This is a genomic window from Rhodococcus ruber NBRC 15591 (assembly GCF_001894945.1).
Classification (GTDB): domain Bacteria; phylum Actinomycetota; class Actinomycetes; order Mycobacteriales; family Mycobacteriaceae; genus Rhodococcus; species Rhodococcus ruber.
Map to the genome: position 1 here is coordinate 142,404 of NZ_BCXE01000012.1, position 14,861 is coordinate 157,264.

Consider the following 14,861-nt stretch of genomic DNA (forward strand, 5'->3'; position numbering starts at 1 on the left):
TTTGGTATGTCGGGACGGACTGGACGTCAGGGGGCTGCCTGGGCGTTCAGCTGGCTAACGGATGAAATAAATCGTGGCAAACAGCGCAATCCACACGATGTCGACGAAGTGCCAGTAATAGGAGACGACGATCGCTGCGGTGGCCTGCGCCGGCGTGAACTTGCTGACCCTCGTGCGTACGAGGAGGAACACGAAGGCGACGAGGCCGCCGATGACGTGGAGGCCGTGGAATCCGGTCGTGATGTAGAAGACCGACCCCCAGACCATGCTCGAGATCGTCACGCCTTCCGCGACCAGCTGGGTGTACTCGAAGCCCTGGCCGAGCACGAAGAACGTGCCCATGGCGAGGGTGATGAGGTACCACCGCCGGAGGCCGAACACGTCGCCGCGTTCGGCGGCGAACACGCCCATCTGGCAGGTGAAGGAGGAGGCGATCAGCACGAGGGTGACCGGCACCGCCAGCGCCAGATTGAGATGGACAGGCTCCGGCGGCCAGTTGCCGTCGGCCTGTGCCCGGGCCACGAAGTACATGGCGAAGAGCCCTGCGAAAAACATGAGCTCACTGGACAACCACACGATGGTGCCGACGCTGACCAGATTGGGCCGGTTCAGCGAGTGCACGCGCTGGGTGATTGCAGTTCCTGAAGTCCCTACTGCGCTCGTCACGTTCGCAAGTATGACTGGTCGTAGTAACTCTTGGGCACTCGGGGCTGAAATCGGCGCGTCTTTGCTGGTGACCGGCCTGTGAGTCCCCGATCCGGGGGGTCGTCGCGCCCCGTCGCCGAGCATGGGATCGTGGTGCGATGAGCAGTGGTGCAGGGGTGTGGAGCCGGGTCCGCCGGGTGTTCTCACGCAGGCGTCCGGAGCCGCTCGATCCGTCGCGGCCGGACCTGGTGGTGGTGGTCTCGTCCTTCGACGACGTCGAGGCCTGTTCGACCGCCCTCGAGCGGGGCTCGGCGTCGGAACCGGCCTGGTCCCCGGAAGCGGAAGCCGTGCTGCGCCATCACCTCGAACTGCCGGCCGATTCGGTGGATCAGGCGATCGCCCTCTGTGGACGGGACGGGTACGCCCCCGCACAGCCCGCGCGTCCCGCCGGGACCGGCCTCGAGGCCGTCCTGCTGCAGCGGGTGCAGGTGCTCGATGCGCTGCACTGTTCGCAGGAACGGTCGCGGATGGCCTCCCTCGCCCAGCGCCTGGGCGGCACCGCGCTGGGGTGGGACGCCCTGCAGCCGGCGACGGGCGCTGACTAAGCTCCTCCGTGCGCCGCCGACGACGGCGTCGGACAAAGGAGCGAGATGCGGCGAGGGCAGGTGCGATGAACGCTGGACGACAGGCGGATGCGGTGGCCCGGAGCTGGCCGGCGGTCCTCGGTGCGCTCACCGCCGGACGCGACCTCGCCCGGGCGGAGGCCCAGTGGGCGATGGACGAGATCATGTCCGACAACGCCACGGCCGCGCAGATCGCCGCGTTCGGCGTCGCGCTGAAGATGAAGGGCGAGACCCCCGAGGAACTGCTCGGCCTCGCCGACTCGATGCTCGCTCATGCGCGCCTGGTGCCGGTGGACGACGACGTCGTCGACATCGTGGGCACCGGAGGGGACCGGGCGAACACGGTCAACATCTCCACCATGGCGTCGCTGGTGGTGGCGGCGTGCGGGATCCGGGTCGTCAAGCACGGCAACCGGGCGGCGTCGTCGAAGAGCGGCGGCGCGGACGTGCTCGAAGCGCTGGGCGTGCACATCGACCTCGGTCCCGAGGCCGTCGCGGAGTCGGTCGCCGAGGCCGGTATCGGCTTCTGTTTCGCACCCGTCTACCACCCGGCGCTCCGGTTCGCAGCCGCACCGCGCAAGCAGATCGGCATTCCCACGGTGTTCAACGTGCTCGGGCCGTTGACCAACCCGGCCCGGCCCCGCGCCGGCCTGATCGGATGCGCCTTCCCGGAGTTGATCGGCACGGTCGCCGGGGTCCTCGCCGAGCGGGGCAACTCGGCCCTCGTCGTGCGCGGCGACGACGGTCTCGACGAACTGACCACGTCCACGACGTCGACGGTGTACGTCGTCCGGGACGGCCACGTGAGCACCGTGAGCCTCGATCCCACCGACCTGGGCGTCGCCCGGGTGCCGCTCGAGGCGCTGCGCGGCGGCGACGCCACCGACAACGCCGTGATTGCGCGGGCGGTCCTCGCCGGGGAGCACGGCCCGGTGCGCGATGCGGTCCTGCTCAACGCCGCCGGGGCGATCGCCGCCTTCCGGGGGTTCGAGGGGTCGCTCGCCAGTGCCCTGGCGGCGGGGATGCAGACCGCAGCCGAGGCGCTGGACTCGGGCGCTGCGGCGGCTGTCCTCGCTCGCTGGGCCGAGGTGACCACCCGGCTCGCCGCCGGGTCGAGGTGACCACCCGGCTCGCCGCCGGGTCGAGGTGACCACCCGGCTCGCCGCCGGGTCGAGGTGACCGCGGGGCGGGCCGGGCATCCGTCCTATTCGCCGATCGAGAACCCGGCCTCGACATCGGCGCTCGAGTACGACTGGAAGGCGATGTGCGTCGCCGTCTTGGCCACGCCCTCGAGTTTGTTGATCCCGCGGGTGACGACCTCGGCGATCTCTTCGTGGTCCCGCACCCGCAGCAGCGCGATCAGGTCGATGTCGCCGGCGCAGGAGTACACCTTGTCGACACCGGCCAGATCCGCGACCGCCTGAGCGGTCTCCGGAATCCGGTGGGCGTCGGCGTGGATCAGGACGATGGCGTGGATCATGAGCTCTCCTCGGCTGCCGGGAACGGACGTGCGGGCGAGCACTCAGCGTAGGGGGTGCGCGACCGGGACCGGCTCGGCCCCGGCACGTGCCGTCCGGGCGAGTTCACCCCACTGCGCCCAGGCGCCGGCGCCGCGAAGCGGCTCGGACCAGCCCTGGGAGGTTCGGACGATGCGGACCCCGTCGTCGTGGAGCCAGCGGACCAGCAGGCCGAGTTCCTCGACGAGCGCGCCGCGCAACGGCGCCGTCGTCGGCCGCACCGTCTCGGCTGCCGCGACGATCGCGTCGACCACGGGCATCGGCGGGACGCCGCGCGGAGCGACTCCCGCCCCCGCGAGCCGGCCCGCCCGGATCACCGCGAACTCCCAGCCGCCCTCGACGCGCCGGCGGGCGGCGACCAGCTCGTCCACCGCCGCGAGCGCGGCCAGGCGCTGCGTCCGGCGCAGTGCGAGCACGGCGTCGGCCGTCCGGTCCCGCAACCGGGCCGCGCTCTCGAACAGTTCGGCAGCGCCGAGGTGTTCGACACGCCGGCGCATCCGATGCAGCGGCTCGTCGTCGTCGCCGCGAAGCAGGGCGCGGGCGAGATCCACCTGCTGCGCGTACTCGGCGGGTGTCTGCAGTCCGGCTACTGCGGCAGCGCAGGCTCCGACGGCGTCCGGCGGGCAGTGCTCGCCGTGGCGCTTCGTGCGGGGGATCCGGCGGGTGCAGGTCCGAAGGCGGCAGAACTCGGCGACGGTGGTGGCGACGGCGGCGGCGTCGGCCCGCGACGAGAACGGGCCGACGGCGTCGACGGTGGGGCCGCCGACCGGATGCGGGGGAGCCGCGGCGGGTGTCCGCACGACGGACAGCCGGGGGAACGCCTCGTCGGTGAGGGTGATCCACCAGCCCCGGGCGGGGAACTTGGAGCGGCGGTTGTAGGGCGGGGCGTGCGCGGCGAGCAGCCTCAACTCCCGCACCCCCGCCTCGAGGGCATGGGCGCATTCCACGTGGTCGATCCGGGTGGCGAGCGCCACCATCTCCCTCAGCCGGGGCCGGGTCTCGGAACCGGTGAAGTAGTTGCGCACGCGGCGGCGCAGGTCGACGGCCGTACCGATGTACAGCACCTCGTCGGAGGGCCCGCGGAACAGGTACACACCGGGCCGTCGCGGCAGGTGTGCCGCGAGGGACCGCTTGGCGCGTTGCTCCGCGGTGACCGCCGGCAGATAGTCCCGCAGTTCGGTGAGGCTGTGGACGCCCTGGTTCCCGACGCGCTCGATGAGCGCGTGCAGGACGTCGACGGTGGCGCGGGCATCGTCGAGAGCACGGTGCGTGGGCGTGGTGGACACACGGAACAATTCGGCCAGCGCCGACAGTCGCACGGACGGGGCCTCGTCCCGGCCGAGCACGCGGCGGGCGAGCTTGACCGTGCACAGCACCGTGAACCGGGGCCACGCGACCTCGGCGCGGGACGCTGCGGCCCGCAGGAACCCGACGTCGAAGCCCGCGTTGTGCGCGACGAGCACGGCCCCGGCGGCGAACTCGAGGAACGAGGGCAGAACCTGCTCGATCCGGGGCGCGGAACGCACCATGGCGGTCGTGATGCCGGTGAGCTGGACGATGTTCGGCGGGATCGAACGGCCCGGGTCGACGAGCGTGGCGAACTCGCCGAGAACCTCGCCGCCACGGATCTTGACCGCGCCGATTTCCGTGATGGCGTCGTCCGTGGAACTGCCGCCGGTGGTCTCGAGGTCGACGACGACGAACAACGTCTCCCGCAACGGCGTGTCCAGTTCGTCGAACCCGAGCTGCACCCCGACGGCGGGATCGGGTCGGCGGGGCACGGTCACGTCGTCAGGGTAGGAGTCGGGTCCGACACCGCGGGGAGGGGGATCCGGCACGCCGGCAGAGGGATCCGACACCGCCGGGTGGGGGAAGAGGGGGGTCGGACGCCCGGAGTCGGCTCGACGAGACGAGGATCACATCGTCGATCGCCCGGGCGGGTGTGGGCGGCGTGCCGACGGGGTAACAACGCGGGTGGTGCGGTGGGACGTGTCGCCGCGGTGGGCGGTGTCGCGGGCGTCCTCGCCGCCGCGATCGCCCGCGAGACCTGCGACGACGTGGCAGCGGGCCGGTGGTCGGCGCGGGACGTGCCGGAGGTGGCCGCCGTGCCGTCGTCCTTCGAACCGACCGTTACGTTTCCGTGATCGAACGGCCGGAGCCGTCCGGCCCGAATCGGGCATATCCGTCAATCCGCGGCGCGTACGGCGCGGGCGGTCGACATCCTCCGATGCGATTTCGTAATCTTTTCGAGACCAAGCGGTGAGGATGTCGAACCACCAGAGGGGAGACGCCGCTCGGTCACCGCCTAATCGGCGCATCCGCAACGGGTGCCCGAGCCGGGGACCCACGTTGTCCTCTGGGGTGAATCCCTCCGACCGCACCCGCGGAACGGGGGGTAGGGCTGATCTTCCCAGCCCGAACCCGTCAGCTAACTCGGTCGGCGGACGAACGGAAGAAATGGAGCAAACCCCTCGTGGCGTCTCAGATTTCCAAGCGCACCGTCCGGCGCGCTGTCGTTGCCGGTGCCCTCGCTCTCGGTGCGGTCACCGTCTCTGCCGGACCCGCACTCGCCGAGCCGGTCACCATCCCCGGCGTCGGCTCGTTCGACCTGCCGGCCGGCGTGACCCTCCCGCCGGAGGTCGCCAACCTCGTCCCGCCGGCCCCGCAGGGTGCCGCACCGGCTCCGGCCGCGCCCTTCAGTGCGCCGGTCACCTCGGTCGCCCAGCGCGCCGTGGACGCAGCCCACAGCAAGCTCGGCGCCCCCTACGTCTACGGCGCCGCCGGTCCGAATGCCTTCGACTGCTCCGGCCTGGTGCAGTGGGCCTACAAGCAGGCCGGTCTGAACCTGCCGCGCACGAGCTACGACCAGGCCGCCGCCGGCAGGGCCGTGGACGTCTCCGCGCTGCAGCCCGGCGACGTCGTGTCGTTCTACGGCGGTAGCCACTCCGGCATCTACATCGGCAACGGCAACGTCATCCACGCGTCGACCTCGGGTCAGCCCGTGAAGATCGCGCCGATGAACTCGATGCCGGTCGACGGGGCCCGCCGCTACTGAGCGACGACTCCACGACTGTCACGCACTGCAGCGGGGGCGGACCGGTCGACGCCGGTCCGCCCCCGCTGACGCTCCGGACGGGCACTACCGGCGCAGGGTGAGCTACCGGCGGGTAGACACGAACCGGAGCCCTTCCGTAACCTGATCGAGATTTTTCGGGTAACGGGTGCGCAACGTCGAACGAAAGGACCTGGTCCCGTGGTGGTGGACAGGACGAAACGGTCGCTTCGGGCGCTGATGATCGGGGTGCTCCTCGCGGTGTTCTCGGTGGCCGTCCCGGCCGGTGCCGATCCGGTGGGGGAGAGCCCCACCGCCGCACTGGAACGGCTGGCCGAGTTGTCGCGCAAGTCCGAGCAGACCACCGAGGCGCTGCACAACGCCGGAATCGACCTCGACGCGAAGGTCGAGGCCCAGCGGGCCGCCGAGGCAGCTCTGGCGCGCGATCGCGAGGCGCTGGCCGCCGCGGAAGCGGAACTGGCCGTCTTCCGGCCCACCGTGGACAAGCTCGCCGTCGCCAACTATCGCGGCGCCCGCACCAACCGGCTGTTCGCCCTGATGGTCAGCGATTCGCCCCAGCAGCTGCTCGACCAGATGTCGGCGCTCGACGTCATCGCCCACCAGACCGCCGACCAGGTCGCGGGATTCCGCACCGCGTCGGCCGCGGCCGCGGAGGCTGCGCTCGCATCCGAGCGTTCGGCCGACGAGGCCCGCGCCGCCGCCGAGCAGGCCCAGGTCGTGCGGGACGAGCTGCAACGGCAGCAGAGCGAACTCGAGGCCCGGATCGACGAGGTGCTCGCGGCCTTTGCCGACCTGAGCGCCGAGGAGAAGGCCACCCTGGCCGGCGCCCCCTTCCCCCCGGGATTCGATGCCGAGAAGATCCTGTCGAGTCTGGCCCCCGGCAGCGGCAGCGGCGCCCTGCAGGCCGGCATGACCCGGATCGGCAGCCCGTACAGCTGGGGTGCCACCGGCCCGTCCGAGTTCGACTGCTCCGGCCTGGTGGTGTGGGCCTACAAGCAGATCGGCAAGAACCTGCCGCGGTCGAGCCAGGCCCAGGCGCAGGGGGGCACCCCCGTCCCGCGGGATCAGCTCCAACCCGGCGACGTCGTGACGTTCTACGACGACGCCTCGCATGTGGGGCTGTACGCGGGCAACGGCAACGTCCTGCACGCCTCCACCTACGGCGTGCCGGTCAAGGTTGCCCCGATGGACAGGATGCCGTTCCACAACGCCCGCCGGTACTGACGTCCGTCGCGCCCACCCCCGCGGCGCGGTCGTGGGCGCGACCTACACTGGCCGCCGTGCCCGCGCCCTACTCGTCGCCCCGTCCCCCTGGCAGTCGCCGGTGGGAACGGCTCGGTGTCGCCGGACTGGTCGTCGCGGTCGTGGCCGTCGGTCTCTCGCTCGCGTTCACGCCCGACGACGGCCCGGCCGAACCGGCGTCGCACCGCGCCGTGCAGGGACTGCTCGATGCATGGTCCCGGGCCGTGCGCACCGCCGACCGGGCGGTGCTCGCCACCGTCGTGGATCCCCGCGCCCGCCCGGGTCTGCTCGAGGCGGAGGTGCGCCGCGCCGAAGCCCTGGCCGCGTTGCCGCTGGCGGACTTCGCCTACGAGCTCGGACCGGACCTCGGGACCGACGTCACCGGCGACCTGGTGGCCCGGCTCGGCGCCGACGAGGCCCGTGCCCTCACCGTCCTGCTGCGCTACGCCGTCGAAGGGATCGACGACGAACCCACGCGCAAGCCCGTGACGGTGGTCCTCGCCCGCCGGGGAGAGCGGTGGCACCTCGTCGACGACCGCCCGCTGCCGGGTACGGACACCACTACCTGGCGGGGGCCGTGGGACTTCGGCCCACTCGAGGTCCGGGCAGTGGAGACCGGGGCCGGGAACCGGTCCCTCGTCGTGGGCCACCCCGAGCACTCGTCCCTCGTCGCCGACATCGCCGCCGAACTCGCCTCCGCCGTCGAGGCCGTGGACGCCGTGTGGGGAACCGGATGGCCCCGCCGCGCCCTCGTGCTCGTCACCGCCTCGCACGACGAGTTCACCGCGCAGGTCGGCAGCCGCTACAACGGCGCGGACATCGCTGCCGTCGCGGTCTCCGACGTCGTCGACCACGAGCGGGGCCGGGCCACCGGTCAACGCATCGTCTTCAGTCCCGCCGCCGAGCAGCGGCTGGAGGAGGCGGGGCTGCGGGCGATCCTGCGCCACGAACTCACCCACGTCGCGGCGCGCACCGACACCGTGGACGGGTCGCCGCTGTGGATCCTCGAGGGCTATGCCGACTACGTGGGCTACCGCGGTGCCGGCGGCGACCTCGCCGCGATCGCGCCCACCCTCGCCGCGGTCGTCGCCGAGCGCGGGGCGCCGAGCACGCTGCCCGCGGACGCCGAGTTCGCCGGCGACGGCGCGCGTCTGGCGTACGAGAGCGCGTGGTCGATCGCGGCGTTCGTCGCCGAGGAGTTCGGCAGCGAGCGGCTCACCGCCCTGTACCGGCGGCTGTCCGCCGGGCCTGCCGACACCCGGGAGCTCGACGCCGCCCTCGGCGACGTGCTCGGTGTGGACGCGGATCAGCTCGTCGACCGATGGGGGAGCCGGCTCGAGAGGCAGGTGCCGGCTCCCGTCGGCTGACCCGCCGTCCGGACCCACCGCGGCACCGCCTACGGTGAGCGCATGCCCCGAACGCTGCTGGTCACCAACGACTTTCCGCCCCGGCCCGGGGGGATCCAGTCCTACCTGCAGGCGTTCGCGGCCCAGGTGCCGCCCGACGACCTGGTCGTCTACGCCCCGCGATGGCGAGGGGACAGTCACGTGACGTTCGACGCCCGGCAACCCTTCGAGGTCGTCCGCCACCCCACGACCCTGATGTTGCCGACCCCCGCCGTGGCCCGGCGGGCGGCCCGGCTGATGACCGATCGCGGCTGCGAGACCGTGTGGTTCGGCGCTGCGGCGCCGCTGGCCCTGCTCGCTCCCGGGTTGCGTCGCGCCGGCGCCCGCCGGATCGTGGCCAGCACCCACGGGCACGAGGTCGGCTGGTCGATGGTGCCCGCCGGACGGCGGGCGCTGCGCCGCATCGGCAACACCACCGACGCCGTCACCTACGTCAGCCGGTACACCCGCGGTCGATTCGCCTCGGCGTTCGGGCCCGGCGCAGGTCTCGAGCACCTGCCGTCCGGCGTGGACACCGAGGTGTTCCGGCCGGATCCAGCGGCGCGCGCGGACCTGCGCGCCCGGTACAGGCTCGGGGACCGCCCCACCGTGCTGTGCCTGTCCCGGCTCGTGCCGCGCAAGGGCCAGGACATGCTCATCCGTGCACTGCCCGAGATCCGGCGCCGTGTCGACGGGGCGGTGCTCGTGATCGTCGGCGGTGGCCCGTACCACGACCGCCTCCGCAAGCTGGCCCGCACGGTCGGAGTCGAGGACCACGTCGTGATCACCGGAGGAGTGCCGGCCGCCGAGCTCGCCGCCCACCACACCCTCGCGGACGTGTTCGCGATGCCGTGCCGTACGCGCGGCGCCGGCCTCGACGTCGAGGGTCTCGGAATCGTCTATCTCGAGGCCTCCGCCACCGGGGTGCCCGTGGTGGCGGGCCGCTCCGGCGGCGCGCCGGAAACCGTGCGGGAAGGAGAGACCGGTGTCGTCGTCGACGGCACGTCGGTCGCGGCGGTGGCGGCCGCCGTCGCCGACCTGCTCGCCGACCGCGACCGCGCGGCGGCGATGGGCGCGGCGGGCCGCGCCTGGGTGGGCGCCGAATGGCGGTGGGACGTGCTCGGCGAGAAGCTGCGGCGTCTGCTGGCCTGACGTGCCGACCGTCCGGCCCCGACCCCATGCAACCCCCTGGACGAGCCGGGACCGGCCATGTGTGAAGCTGTCCCCGTGAGCAGCATTCAGGTGGCCGATCAGGCCTTCATCGCCGCGGCGCCGAGGCGGATCGCGGCCGAGATCGCCCAGCCCCACCGCTGGCGTTCGTGGTGGCCCGACCTGGACCTCACGGTCCGAGAGGACCGAGCCGAGAAGGGCATCCGATGGTCGGTCGGCGGGGCGCTGACCGGCACGATGGAGGTCTGGCTCGAGCCGATGCTCGACGGCGCGATCGTGCACTACTTCCTGCACTGCGAACCGGCCGGGATGCCGCCGGAGAAGGCGGGGGGGGTGGGATCTCGCCGCCATGAATCACCGGCGCCGCGTCGCCGGCAAGGTCATGACGTTCGACGTCAAGCGGCGGCTCGACGCCGGGCGCGCCGCCGGCGAACCTCCACAGGACCCCCGCCCCTGACCGACGGGGCCGTACCTGCAGGCGACGAGCCCGCACCGGAACTACTACGGTGTGATAGACAGCGGTTCCCGCGTGTGCCGATCCGGTAGGACGAGGGGACAGACGGAAAGGAAGCGTTCGTCGCATGGCCGAGAAGACCAAGCGGTCGATCACCATCGATGCTCCGTCGGATCGGGTGATGGCCGTGATCGCCGATTTCGACGCGTACCCGGCCTGGGTCTCGGCAGCGAAATCCGTGGAAGTGCTCGCCGTCGAGTCCGGAGGCCGCGCCGAACGGGTCCGGTTCGTGCTCGACGCAGGCGTGGTGCGCGACACGTACGAGCTGGTCTACGAGTGGGCTTCCGACGGCCGGTCGGTCAGCTGGGAGCTCGTCGCCGGGGAGATCCAGAAGGCCCAGTTCGGTTCCTACATCCTCACCGAAGCGCCGGAGGGCGGCACCACCGTGTACTACGAGCTGACGGTGGACCTGACCATCCCGATGATCGGACTGTTCAAACGGAAAGCCGAGAAGGTGATCACCGACACCGCGCTGAAGGAACTCAAGAAGCGGGTGGAAGGCTGAGCGGGCTCGCCGGGCGGCCCGGCCCCGCCGCCGTGCGGCTGTTCGTCGGCAAGGGGGGCGCCGGAAAGACGACCCTCGCCGCGGCGACCGCCCTCGCGGCAGCCCGCTCCGGAGTTCCCACCCTCGTCGTCTCGCTCGATCAGGCGCACTCGCTGACCGACGTGCTGGCCGTCGATCCGGCGTCGACCGGGTCCGTGGACGCCCGCATCGTGCCGGTCGCCGAGGGTCTCGACGCGCTGGAAATCGATTCGCTCGCGCTGCTCGAGCAGCGGTTTGCGCTCCTGACCGCGCTCGCCGCCGCGGGCGGTGCCCACGGGCACGGTGACCGGTTCGGGATCCCCGCGGCCGAGGAACTCACCGGCCTGCCCGGCGCGCAGGAGATCCTCGCCCTCGGGGAGGTGGCCCGCCTGGCCGAGTCGGGACGCTGGGGCGAGGTGATCGTCGATCTGCCCGCATCCGCGGACGCCTTCCGCATGCTCGCCGCGCCGGCAACGGCCTCGGAGTACATCGAGCGGATCTGGCCCCGGCACAGCCGCATCGTCGCGGCGACCGGGGCTGACCCGCGCCTCGCCCTGGTCGTGGCACTGGTCGACCGCGTCGTCGAACACGTCTCGACCGTGCAGGACCTGCTCGGCGACCGCACGCGCACCCGAGTCGACCTCGTCGCCACCGCCGACCGGCTCGGCATCGCCGAAACGCGACGACTCCGGTCCTGGACGGCCCTGTCCGGGCTACGGCTGGAACGCGTGATCCTCAACCGGATCGTCCCGGACCTCCCGGCAGAGGAGACCGGACCCGCCGCGGCCTGGCTCGCCGAACAGCGCGGCGGACAGCGCCGGATCGTGGCCGAGATCGCGTCGACCCTCGGCGACGTCACCGTGGTCGAGTGCGAGCAGCGGTGTGCCGAACCGGTAGGGTTGGCCTCTCTGGCGGCGCTCGCGGAGTCGCTGCATCCGGACGGAGCAGCACCGCTCACGCAGGAGGATGCCGGCCTCGAGCCGGTGCGGGTCCAGCATGAATCGGGGACAGGGGTGGATGCGGTGTACACGATGCGGATGCATCTGCCGCTGGCGGATGCGGCATCGCTGACGCTCGGCCGGGTCGACGACGACCTGGTGATCGGCGCCGACGGCCTGCGCCGCCGGGTGCGGCTCGCGTCCGGTCTGCGGCGCTGCACCGTCGCCGGCGCCGAGTTCGAAGGATCCGACCTGCTGGTGCGGTTCCGTCCCGATCCCGCGGTGTGGCCCCGATGAGCGCCGACCACGACGTCCTCGTCGCCGAACTGCGGGCGCTGGCCGATGCCGTCCTCGACCGGCTCGAGCAGACGGTGCAGCGATTCGCCGAGCCGGAGTCGTCCCCCCGGTCGCCGGCGCCCGGCTCGGTGTCGCCCGATTCGGTGTCGCCCGATGCGGGGACCGAGCCCGCTACCGACACGTCCGCCTCGACGGCGGGCGGTTGCAGCTGGTGCCCGCTGTGCGCCGTGGCCGCCGCCGTCCGGGGCGAGCCGCACGAGCTCCTCACCCGGCTCGCAACTCAGATCGCGGCCCTGATCGCGCTGCTGCGGGACCTGCTCGCCCGGTACCTTCCGGCCCGAGGACCCGCCCCCGACGCGCCCGGTCCGCAGGACCCGCCTCCGGCTCCCGGCCGCAACGGCACGTTCGTGCCGATCTCGGTCACGATCCGACGCTGATCGGACCCACGCCGTGAGCACGGATCGACTCACGATCGGAATCGACGTGGGCGGCACCAGCATCCGCGCGGCCGTCGTCGACGGTACCGGCACCGTCGTCGACACCGTCCGGGCGCCGACCCCGCACTCGGCCCGTGCCCTCGACGGCGCCCTCGACCGCACCGTCGCCCTCCTGGCGGGCCGCAACGAGGTCACCGCCGTCGGTCTCGCCGTCGCCGGGTTCCTCACCGCCGACCGTCGCGTCGTCCGCTACGCCCCGCACCTCCCGTGGGCGGATGTGCCCGTGGCGGAGCGGATGAGCGCGCGGATCGGCCTGCCGGTGGTTCTCGAGCACGACGCCAACGCCGCCGCGTGGGCCGAGTACCGGTTCGGTGCCGCCGCGGGTGTCCGGACGACCGTGCTGGTCGCCGTCGGCACCGGGATCGGCGCCGCCCTGCTGCTCGACGGTGTGCTGTTCCGGGGTGCGCACGGCATCGCCCCGGAACTCGGGCACCTGCAGGTGGTTCCCGACGGGCGCGCCTGCGCGTGCGGGAAGCGCGGCTGCTGGGAGCGGTACTGCAGTGGCACCGCGCTGGTCGACACGGCGATCGAGCTGCTCGCAGCAGGTCCGGACCGCTCCTCCCAGCTCACCCGCGACGTCGCGGCGGATCCCGGCGCGCTGACCGGACGACGGATCGCCGGAGCCGCGCAGGACGGCGACCCGCTCGCCGTCGCGGCGATGGGGGAATTCGCCCGCTGGCTCGGACTCGGCCTGGCCATGGTCGCCGACCTCTTCGACCCGGAACTGGTGGTGGTCGCCGGCGGAGTGTCGGAGTCGGCGTCCCTGTTCCTCGACGACGCCCGCGGACACTACGCGGCGGCCCTGACCGGCCGGGGCCACCGGCCGCTCGCGCGGGTCCGTGCCGCACACCTCGGCGACGCCGCCGGCCTGGTGGGCGCGGCCGACCTCGCCCGGCACCGGTCCGGACGAAACGGACCGAGCGAGTGAGATGCTCGTCACGTCCGTCGGTGTGAGGCGGGACCCCGGCATGCCACGGTGTGCACGGCAACACCTCGCCGTCGTAGAGTCGATCGGCAGGCACGGTCTGCCTGCGCGTTTCGGAGACGGGGAAGGACGCCATGTGGTATTGGCTATTCAAGTACGTCCTGCTGGGGCCGCTGCTGTGGCTCATGGGGCGGCCGAAAATCGAAGGTGCGGAGAACATTCCGACCGACGGCCCCGCGATCCTCGCCAGTAACCACAAAGCCGTCCTCGACTCCTTCTTCCTTCCGCTCGTGGTGCGGCGGCGCATCACCTTCCTCGCCAAGAGCGAGTACTTCACCGGCACCGGATTCAAGGGCCGGTTCCAACGTTGGTTCTTCTCCGCGGTCGGTCAGGTCCCGATCGACCGCACCGGGGCGGATGCGGCGCAGGACGCCCTCAACGCCGGTGTCCGCGTCCTCTCCCAGGGCAAGCTGCTCGGCATCTACCCGGAAGGCACCCGGTCGCCGGACGGGCGCCTGTACAAGGGCAAGACCGGCATCGCCCGGCTCGCCCTGCAGACCGGCGTCAAAGTGATCCCCGTGGCGATGATCGGCACCGACGAGATGAACCCCATCGGGTCGAAGATGTGGAAGCCGGCCAAGGTGACGGTCCGGATCGGTGAACCGATCGACTTCTCCCGCTTCGAAGGCATGAGCGGCAACCGATTCGTCGAGCGCACCGTCACCGACGAGGTGATGTACGCGCTGATGCGCCTGTCGGACCAGCAGTACGTCGACATCTACGCCGCCACCCTCAAGAACCGGCCCGCCGAGGAGGATGCGGCGTCCGCAGCCGCCGACGCGGACCGCCTGCCCGACACGCAGGCCGGCTGACGCCGGCGCCGGCGGCACCGTCCCGGCCGTGACCGGGCGCCGGCGGCACCGCCCCGGCCGTGGCCGGGCATAATGTGCGCACGTGCGTTACTTCTACGACTGCGAGTTCATCGAGGATGGTCGCACCATCGAGCTCGTGTCGATCGGTGTCGCCTGCGAGGACGGGCGCGAGTTCTATGCGGTGTCGACCGAATTCGATCCCGAGCGGGCCGGGCCGTGGGTACGCCGGAATGTGCTGCCGAAGCTTCCGCCCCCCGCGCACCCCGCCTGGAGGTCCCGGACCCGCATCCGCGACGACCTGCTGTCCTTCCTGATCCCCCGGCCGGGCATCCAGCCCGAACTGTGGGCCTGGCTCGGGGCCTACGATCACGTCGCGCTCGTCCAGCTCTGGGGCACGATGCCGGAACTGCCCGACGCGCTGCCCAAGTTCACCCGCGAGTTGCGCCAGCACTGGGAACAGCACGGCAGGCCGCCGCTTCCGGCCGTACCCGACGACAATCACGACGCCCTCGCCGACGCGCGTCACAACCTCGCCAAGTTCGAGGCCATCGAGGCCGCCCGACGACGCCGCTGAGGTCCCGAGCCGAGGTCGGCGCGGGGGGTGTGGCGTCGACCTACCCGGGGGTGCGTATCCGTCGTC

The 14,861-nt window shown here is 72.2% G+C and carries 16 protein-coding genes, 1 pseudogene and 1 riboswitch; of the genes and pseudogenes, 14 read left to right on the top strand and 3 right to left on the bottom strand.

Translation table 11 applies throughout. From position 1 onward, the window contains the following. Window positions 1-54: 54 nt before the first annotated feature. Window positions 55-666, bottom strand: a complete 612-nt coding sequence (ctaE, locus tag RR3_RS08495; protein WP_010594348.1) for an aa3-type cytochrome oxidase subunit III — start codon at window positions 664-666, stop codon at window positions 55-57. A gap of 137 nt (window positions 667-803) precedes the next feature. Here ctaE and RR3_RS08500 point away from each other — a divergent pair, with 137 nt between their 5' ends. Next, the gene (locus RR3_RS08500; RefSeq protein ID WP_048770970.1) at window positions 804-1,250 is read left to right on the top strand and encodes a hypothetical protein; all 447 of its coding nucleotides are present in this window, start codon (window positions 804-806) and stop codon (window positions 1,248-1,250) included. 65 nt (window positions 1,251-1,315) lie between these two features. Next, window positions 1,316-2,389 (top strand): anthranilate phosphoribosyltransferase, encoded by a 1,074-nt coding sequence (gene trpD / locus RR3_RS08505; RefSeq protein ID WP_026137668.1) that lies wholly within the window; start codon window positions 1,316-1,318, stop codon window positions 2,387-2,389. 83 nt (window positions 2,390-2,472) lie between these two features. Here trpD and RR3_RS08510 read toward each other — a convergent pair whose 3' ends face one another. Next, on the bottom strand, window positions 2,473-2,748 hold the full coding sequence (locus tag RR3_RS08510; protein ID WP_003934124.1) for an Lrp/AsnC family transcriptional regulator: 276 nt from the start codon (window positions 2,746-2,748) through the stop codon (window positions 2,473-2,475). 42 nt (window positions 2,749-2,790) lie between these two features. Then, a complete protein-coding gene (locus tag RR3_RS08515) occupies window positions 2,791-4,572 on the bottom strand; it encodes a DEDD exonuclease domain-containing protein (RefSeq protein WP_017680372.1) in 1,782 nt (593 codons plus the stop codon). Window positions 4,573-4,767: 195 nt separating this feature from the next. Here RR3_RS08515 and RR3_RS24865 point away from each other — a divergent pair, with 195 nt between their 5' ends. The 12 genes and pseudogenes from RR3_RS24865 to RR3_RS08570 all read left to right on the top strand — a co-directional run bounded on the left by RR3_RS24865 (window position 4,768) and on the right by RR3_RS08570 (window position 14,795). Continuing rightward, window positions 4,768-4,929 (top strand): hypothetical protein, encoded by a 162-nt coding sequence (locus tag RR3_RS24865; RefSeq protein ID WP_155621879.1) that lies wholly within the window; start codon window positions 4,768-4,770, stop codon window positions 4,927-4,929. Between the two features lie 148 nt (window positions 4,930-5,077). Further along, window positions 5,078-5,244: riboswitch (cyclic di-AMP (ydaO/yuaA leader) on the top strand. 14 nt (window positions 5,245-5,258) lie between these two features. Then, window positions 5,259-5,840: a C40 family peptidase gene (locus RR3_RS08520; protein WP_010594353.1), complete on the top strand. Its 582-nt coding sequence runs from the start codon at window positions 5,259-5,261 to the stop codon at window positions 5,838-5,840. Window positions 5,841-6,038: 198 nt separating this feature from the next. After that, a complete protein-coding gene (locus RR3_RS08525; protein WP_174557560.1) occupies window positions 6,039-7,082 on the top strand; it encodes an NlpC/P60 family protein in 1,044 nt (347 codons plus the stop codon). Between the two features lie 56 nt (window positions 7,083-7,138). Beyond that, entirely contained in the window at window positions 7,139-8,467 is a 1,329-nt protein-coding gene (locus RR3_RS08530; protein ID WP_082900297.1) for a gluzincin family metallopeptidase, read from the top strand. A 42-nt stretch (window positions 8,468-8,509) separates the two neighbouring features. Beyond that, entirely contained in the window at window positions 8,510-9,637 is a 1,128-nt protein-coding gene (locus RR3_RS08535; protein WP_017680375.1) for a glycosyltransferase family 4 protein, read from the top strand. A 75-nt stretch (window positions 9,638-9,712) separates the two neighbouring features. After that, window positions 9,713-10,112, top strand: a pseudogene (locus RR3_RS08540) (polyketide cyclase / dehydrase and lipid transport). A gap of 124 nt (window positions 10,113-10,236) precedes the next feature. Then, window positions 10,237-10,674, top strand: a complete 438-nt coding sequence (locus RR3_RS08545; RefSeq protein WP_010594359.1) for an SRPBCC family protein — start codon at window positions 10,237-10,239, stop codon at window positions 10,672-10,674. Between the two features lie 32 nt (window positions 10,675-10,706). Further along, window positions 10,707-11,927: an ArsA family ATPase gene (locus tag RR3_RS08550; RefSeq protein ID WP_017680376.1), complete on the top strand. Its 1,221-nt coding sequence runs from the start codon at window positions 10,707-10,709 to the stop codon at window positions 11,925-11,927. Continuing rightward, window positions 11,924-12,364, top strand: coding sequence for a hypothetical protein (locus RR3_RS08555; RefSeq protein ID WP_010594361.1), 441 nt, complete (start codon window positions 11,924-11,926; stop codon window positions 12,362-12,364). Before RR3_RS08550 ends, RR3_RS08555 begins: the two co-directional genes overlap by 4 nt. Before the next feature lie 13 nt (window positions 12,365-12,377). Beyond that, the gene (locus RR3_RS08560; protein ID WP_010594362.1) at window positions 12,378-13,352 is read left to right on the top strand and encodes an ROK family protein; all 975 of its coding nucleotides are present in this window, start codon (window positions 12,378-12,380) and stop codon (window positions 13,350-13,352) included. A gap of 131 nt (window positions 13,353-13,483) precedes the next feature. Next, window positions 13,484-14,221, top strand: a complete 738-nt coding sequence (locus RR3_RS08565) for a lysophospholipid acyltransferase family protein (RefSeq protein ID WP_010594363.1) — start codon at window positions 13,484-13,486, stop codon at window positions 14,219-14,221. Window positions 14,222-14,303: 82 nt separating this feature from the next. Then, entirely contained in the window at window positions 14,304-14,795 is a 492-nt protein-coding gene (locus RR3_RS08570; RefSeq protein ID WP_010594364.1) for a polyadenylate-specific 3'-exoribonuclease AS, read from the top strand. Window positions 14,796-14,861 lie beyond the last annotated feature (66 nt).

Coding starts and splice junctions, on each gene's coding strand:
- RR3_RS08500 (WP_048770970.1), top strand. CDS start 804: ATGAGCAGTGGTGCAGGGGTGTGGAGCCGGGTCCGCCGGGTGTTCTCA.
- trpD (WP_026137668.1), top strand. CDS start 1,316: ATGAACGCTGGACGACAGGCGGATGCGGTGGCCCGGAGCTGGCCGGCG.
- RR3_RS08510 (WP_003934124.1), bottom strand. CDS start 2,748: ATGATCCACGCCATCGTCCTGATCCACGCCGACGCCCACCGGATTCCG.
- RR3_RS08535 (WP_017680375.1), top strand. CDS start 8,510: ATGCCCCGAACGCTGCTGGTCACCAACGACTTTCCGCCCCGGCCCGGG.
- RR3_RS08545 (WP_010594359.1), top strand. CDS start 10,237: ATGGCCGAGAAGACCAAGCGGTCGATCACCATCGATGCTCCGTCGGAT.
- RR3_RS08555 (WP_010594361.1), top strand. CDS start 11,924: ATGAGCGCCGACCACGACGTCCTCGTCGCCGAACTGCGGGCGCTGGCC.
- RR3_RS08565 (WP_010594363.1), top strand. CDS start 13,484: ATGTGGTATTGGCTATTCAAGTACGTCCTGCTGGGGCCGCTGCTGTGG.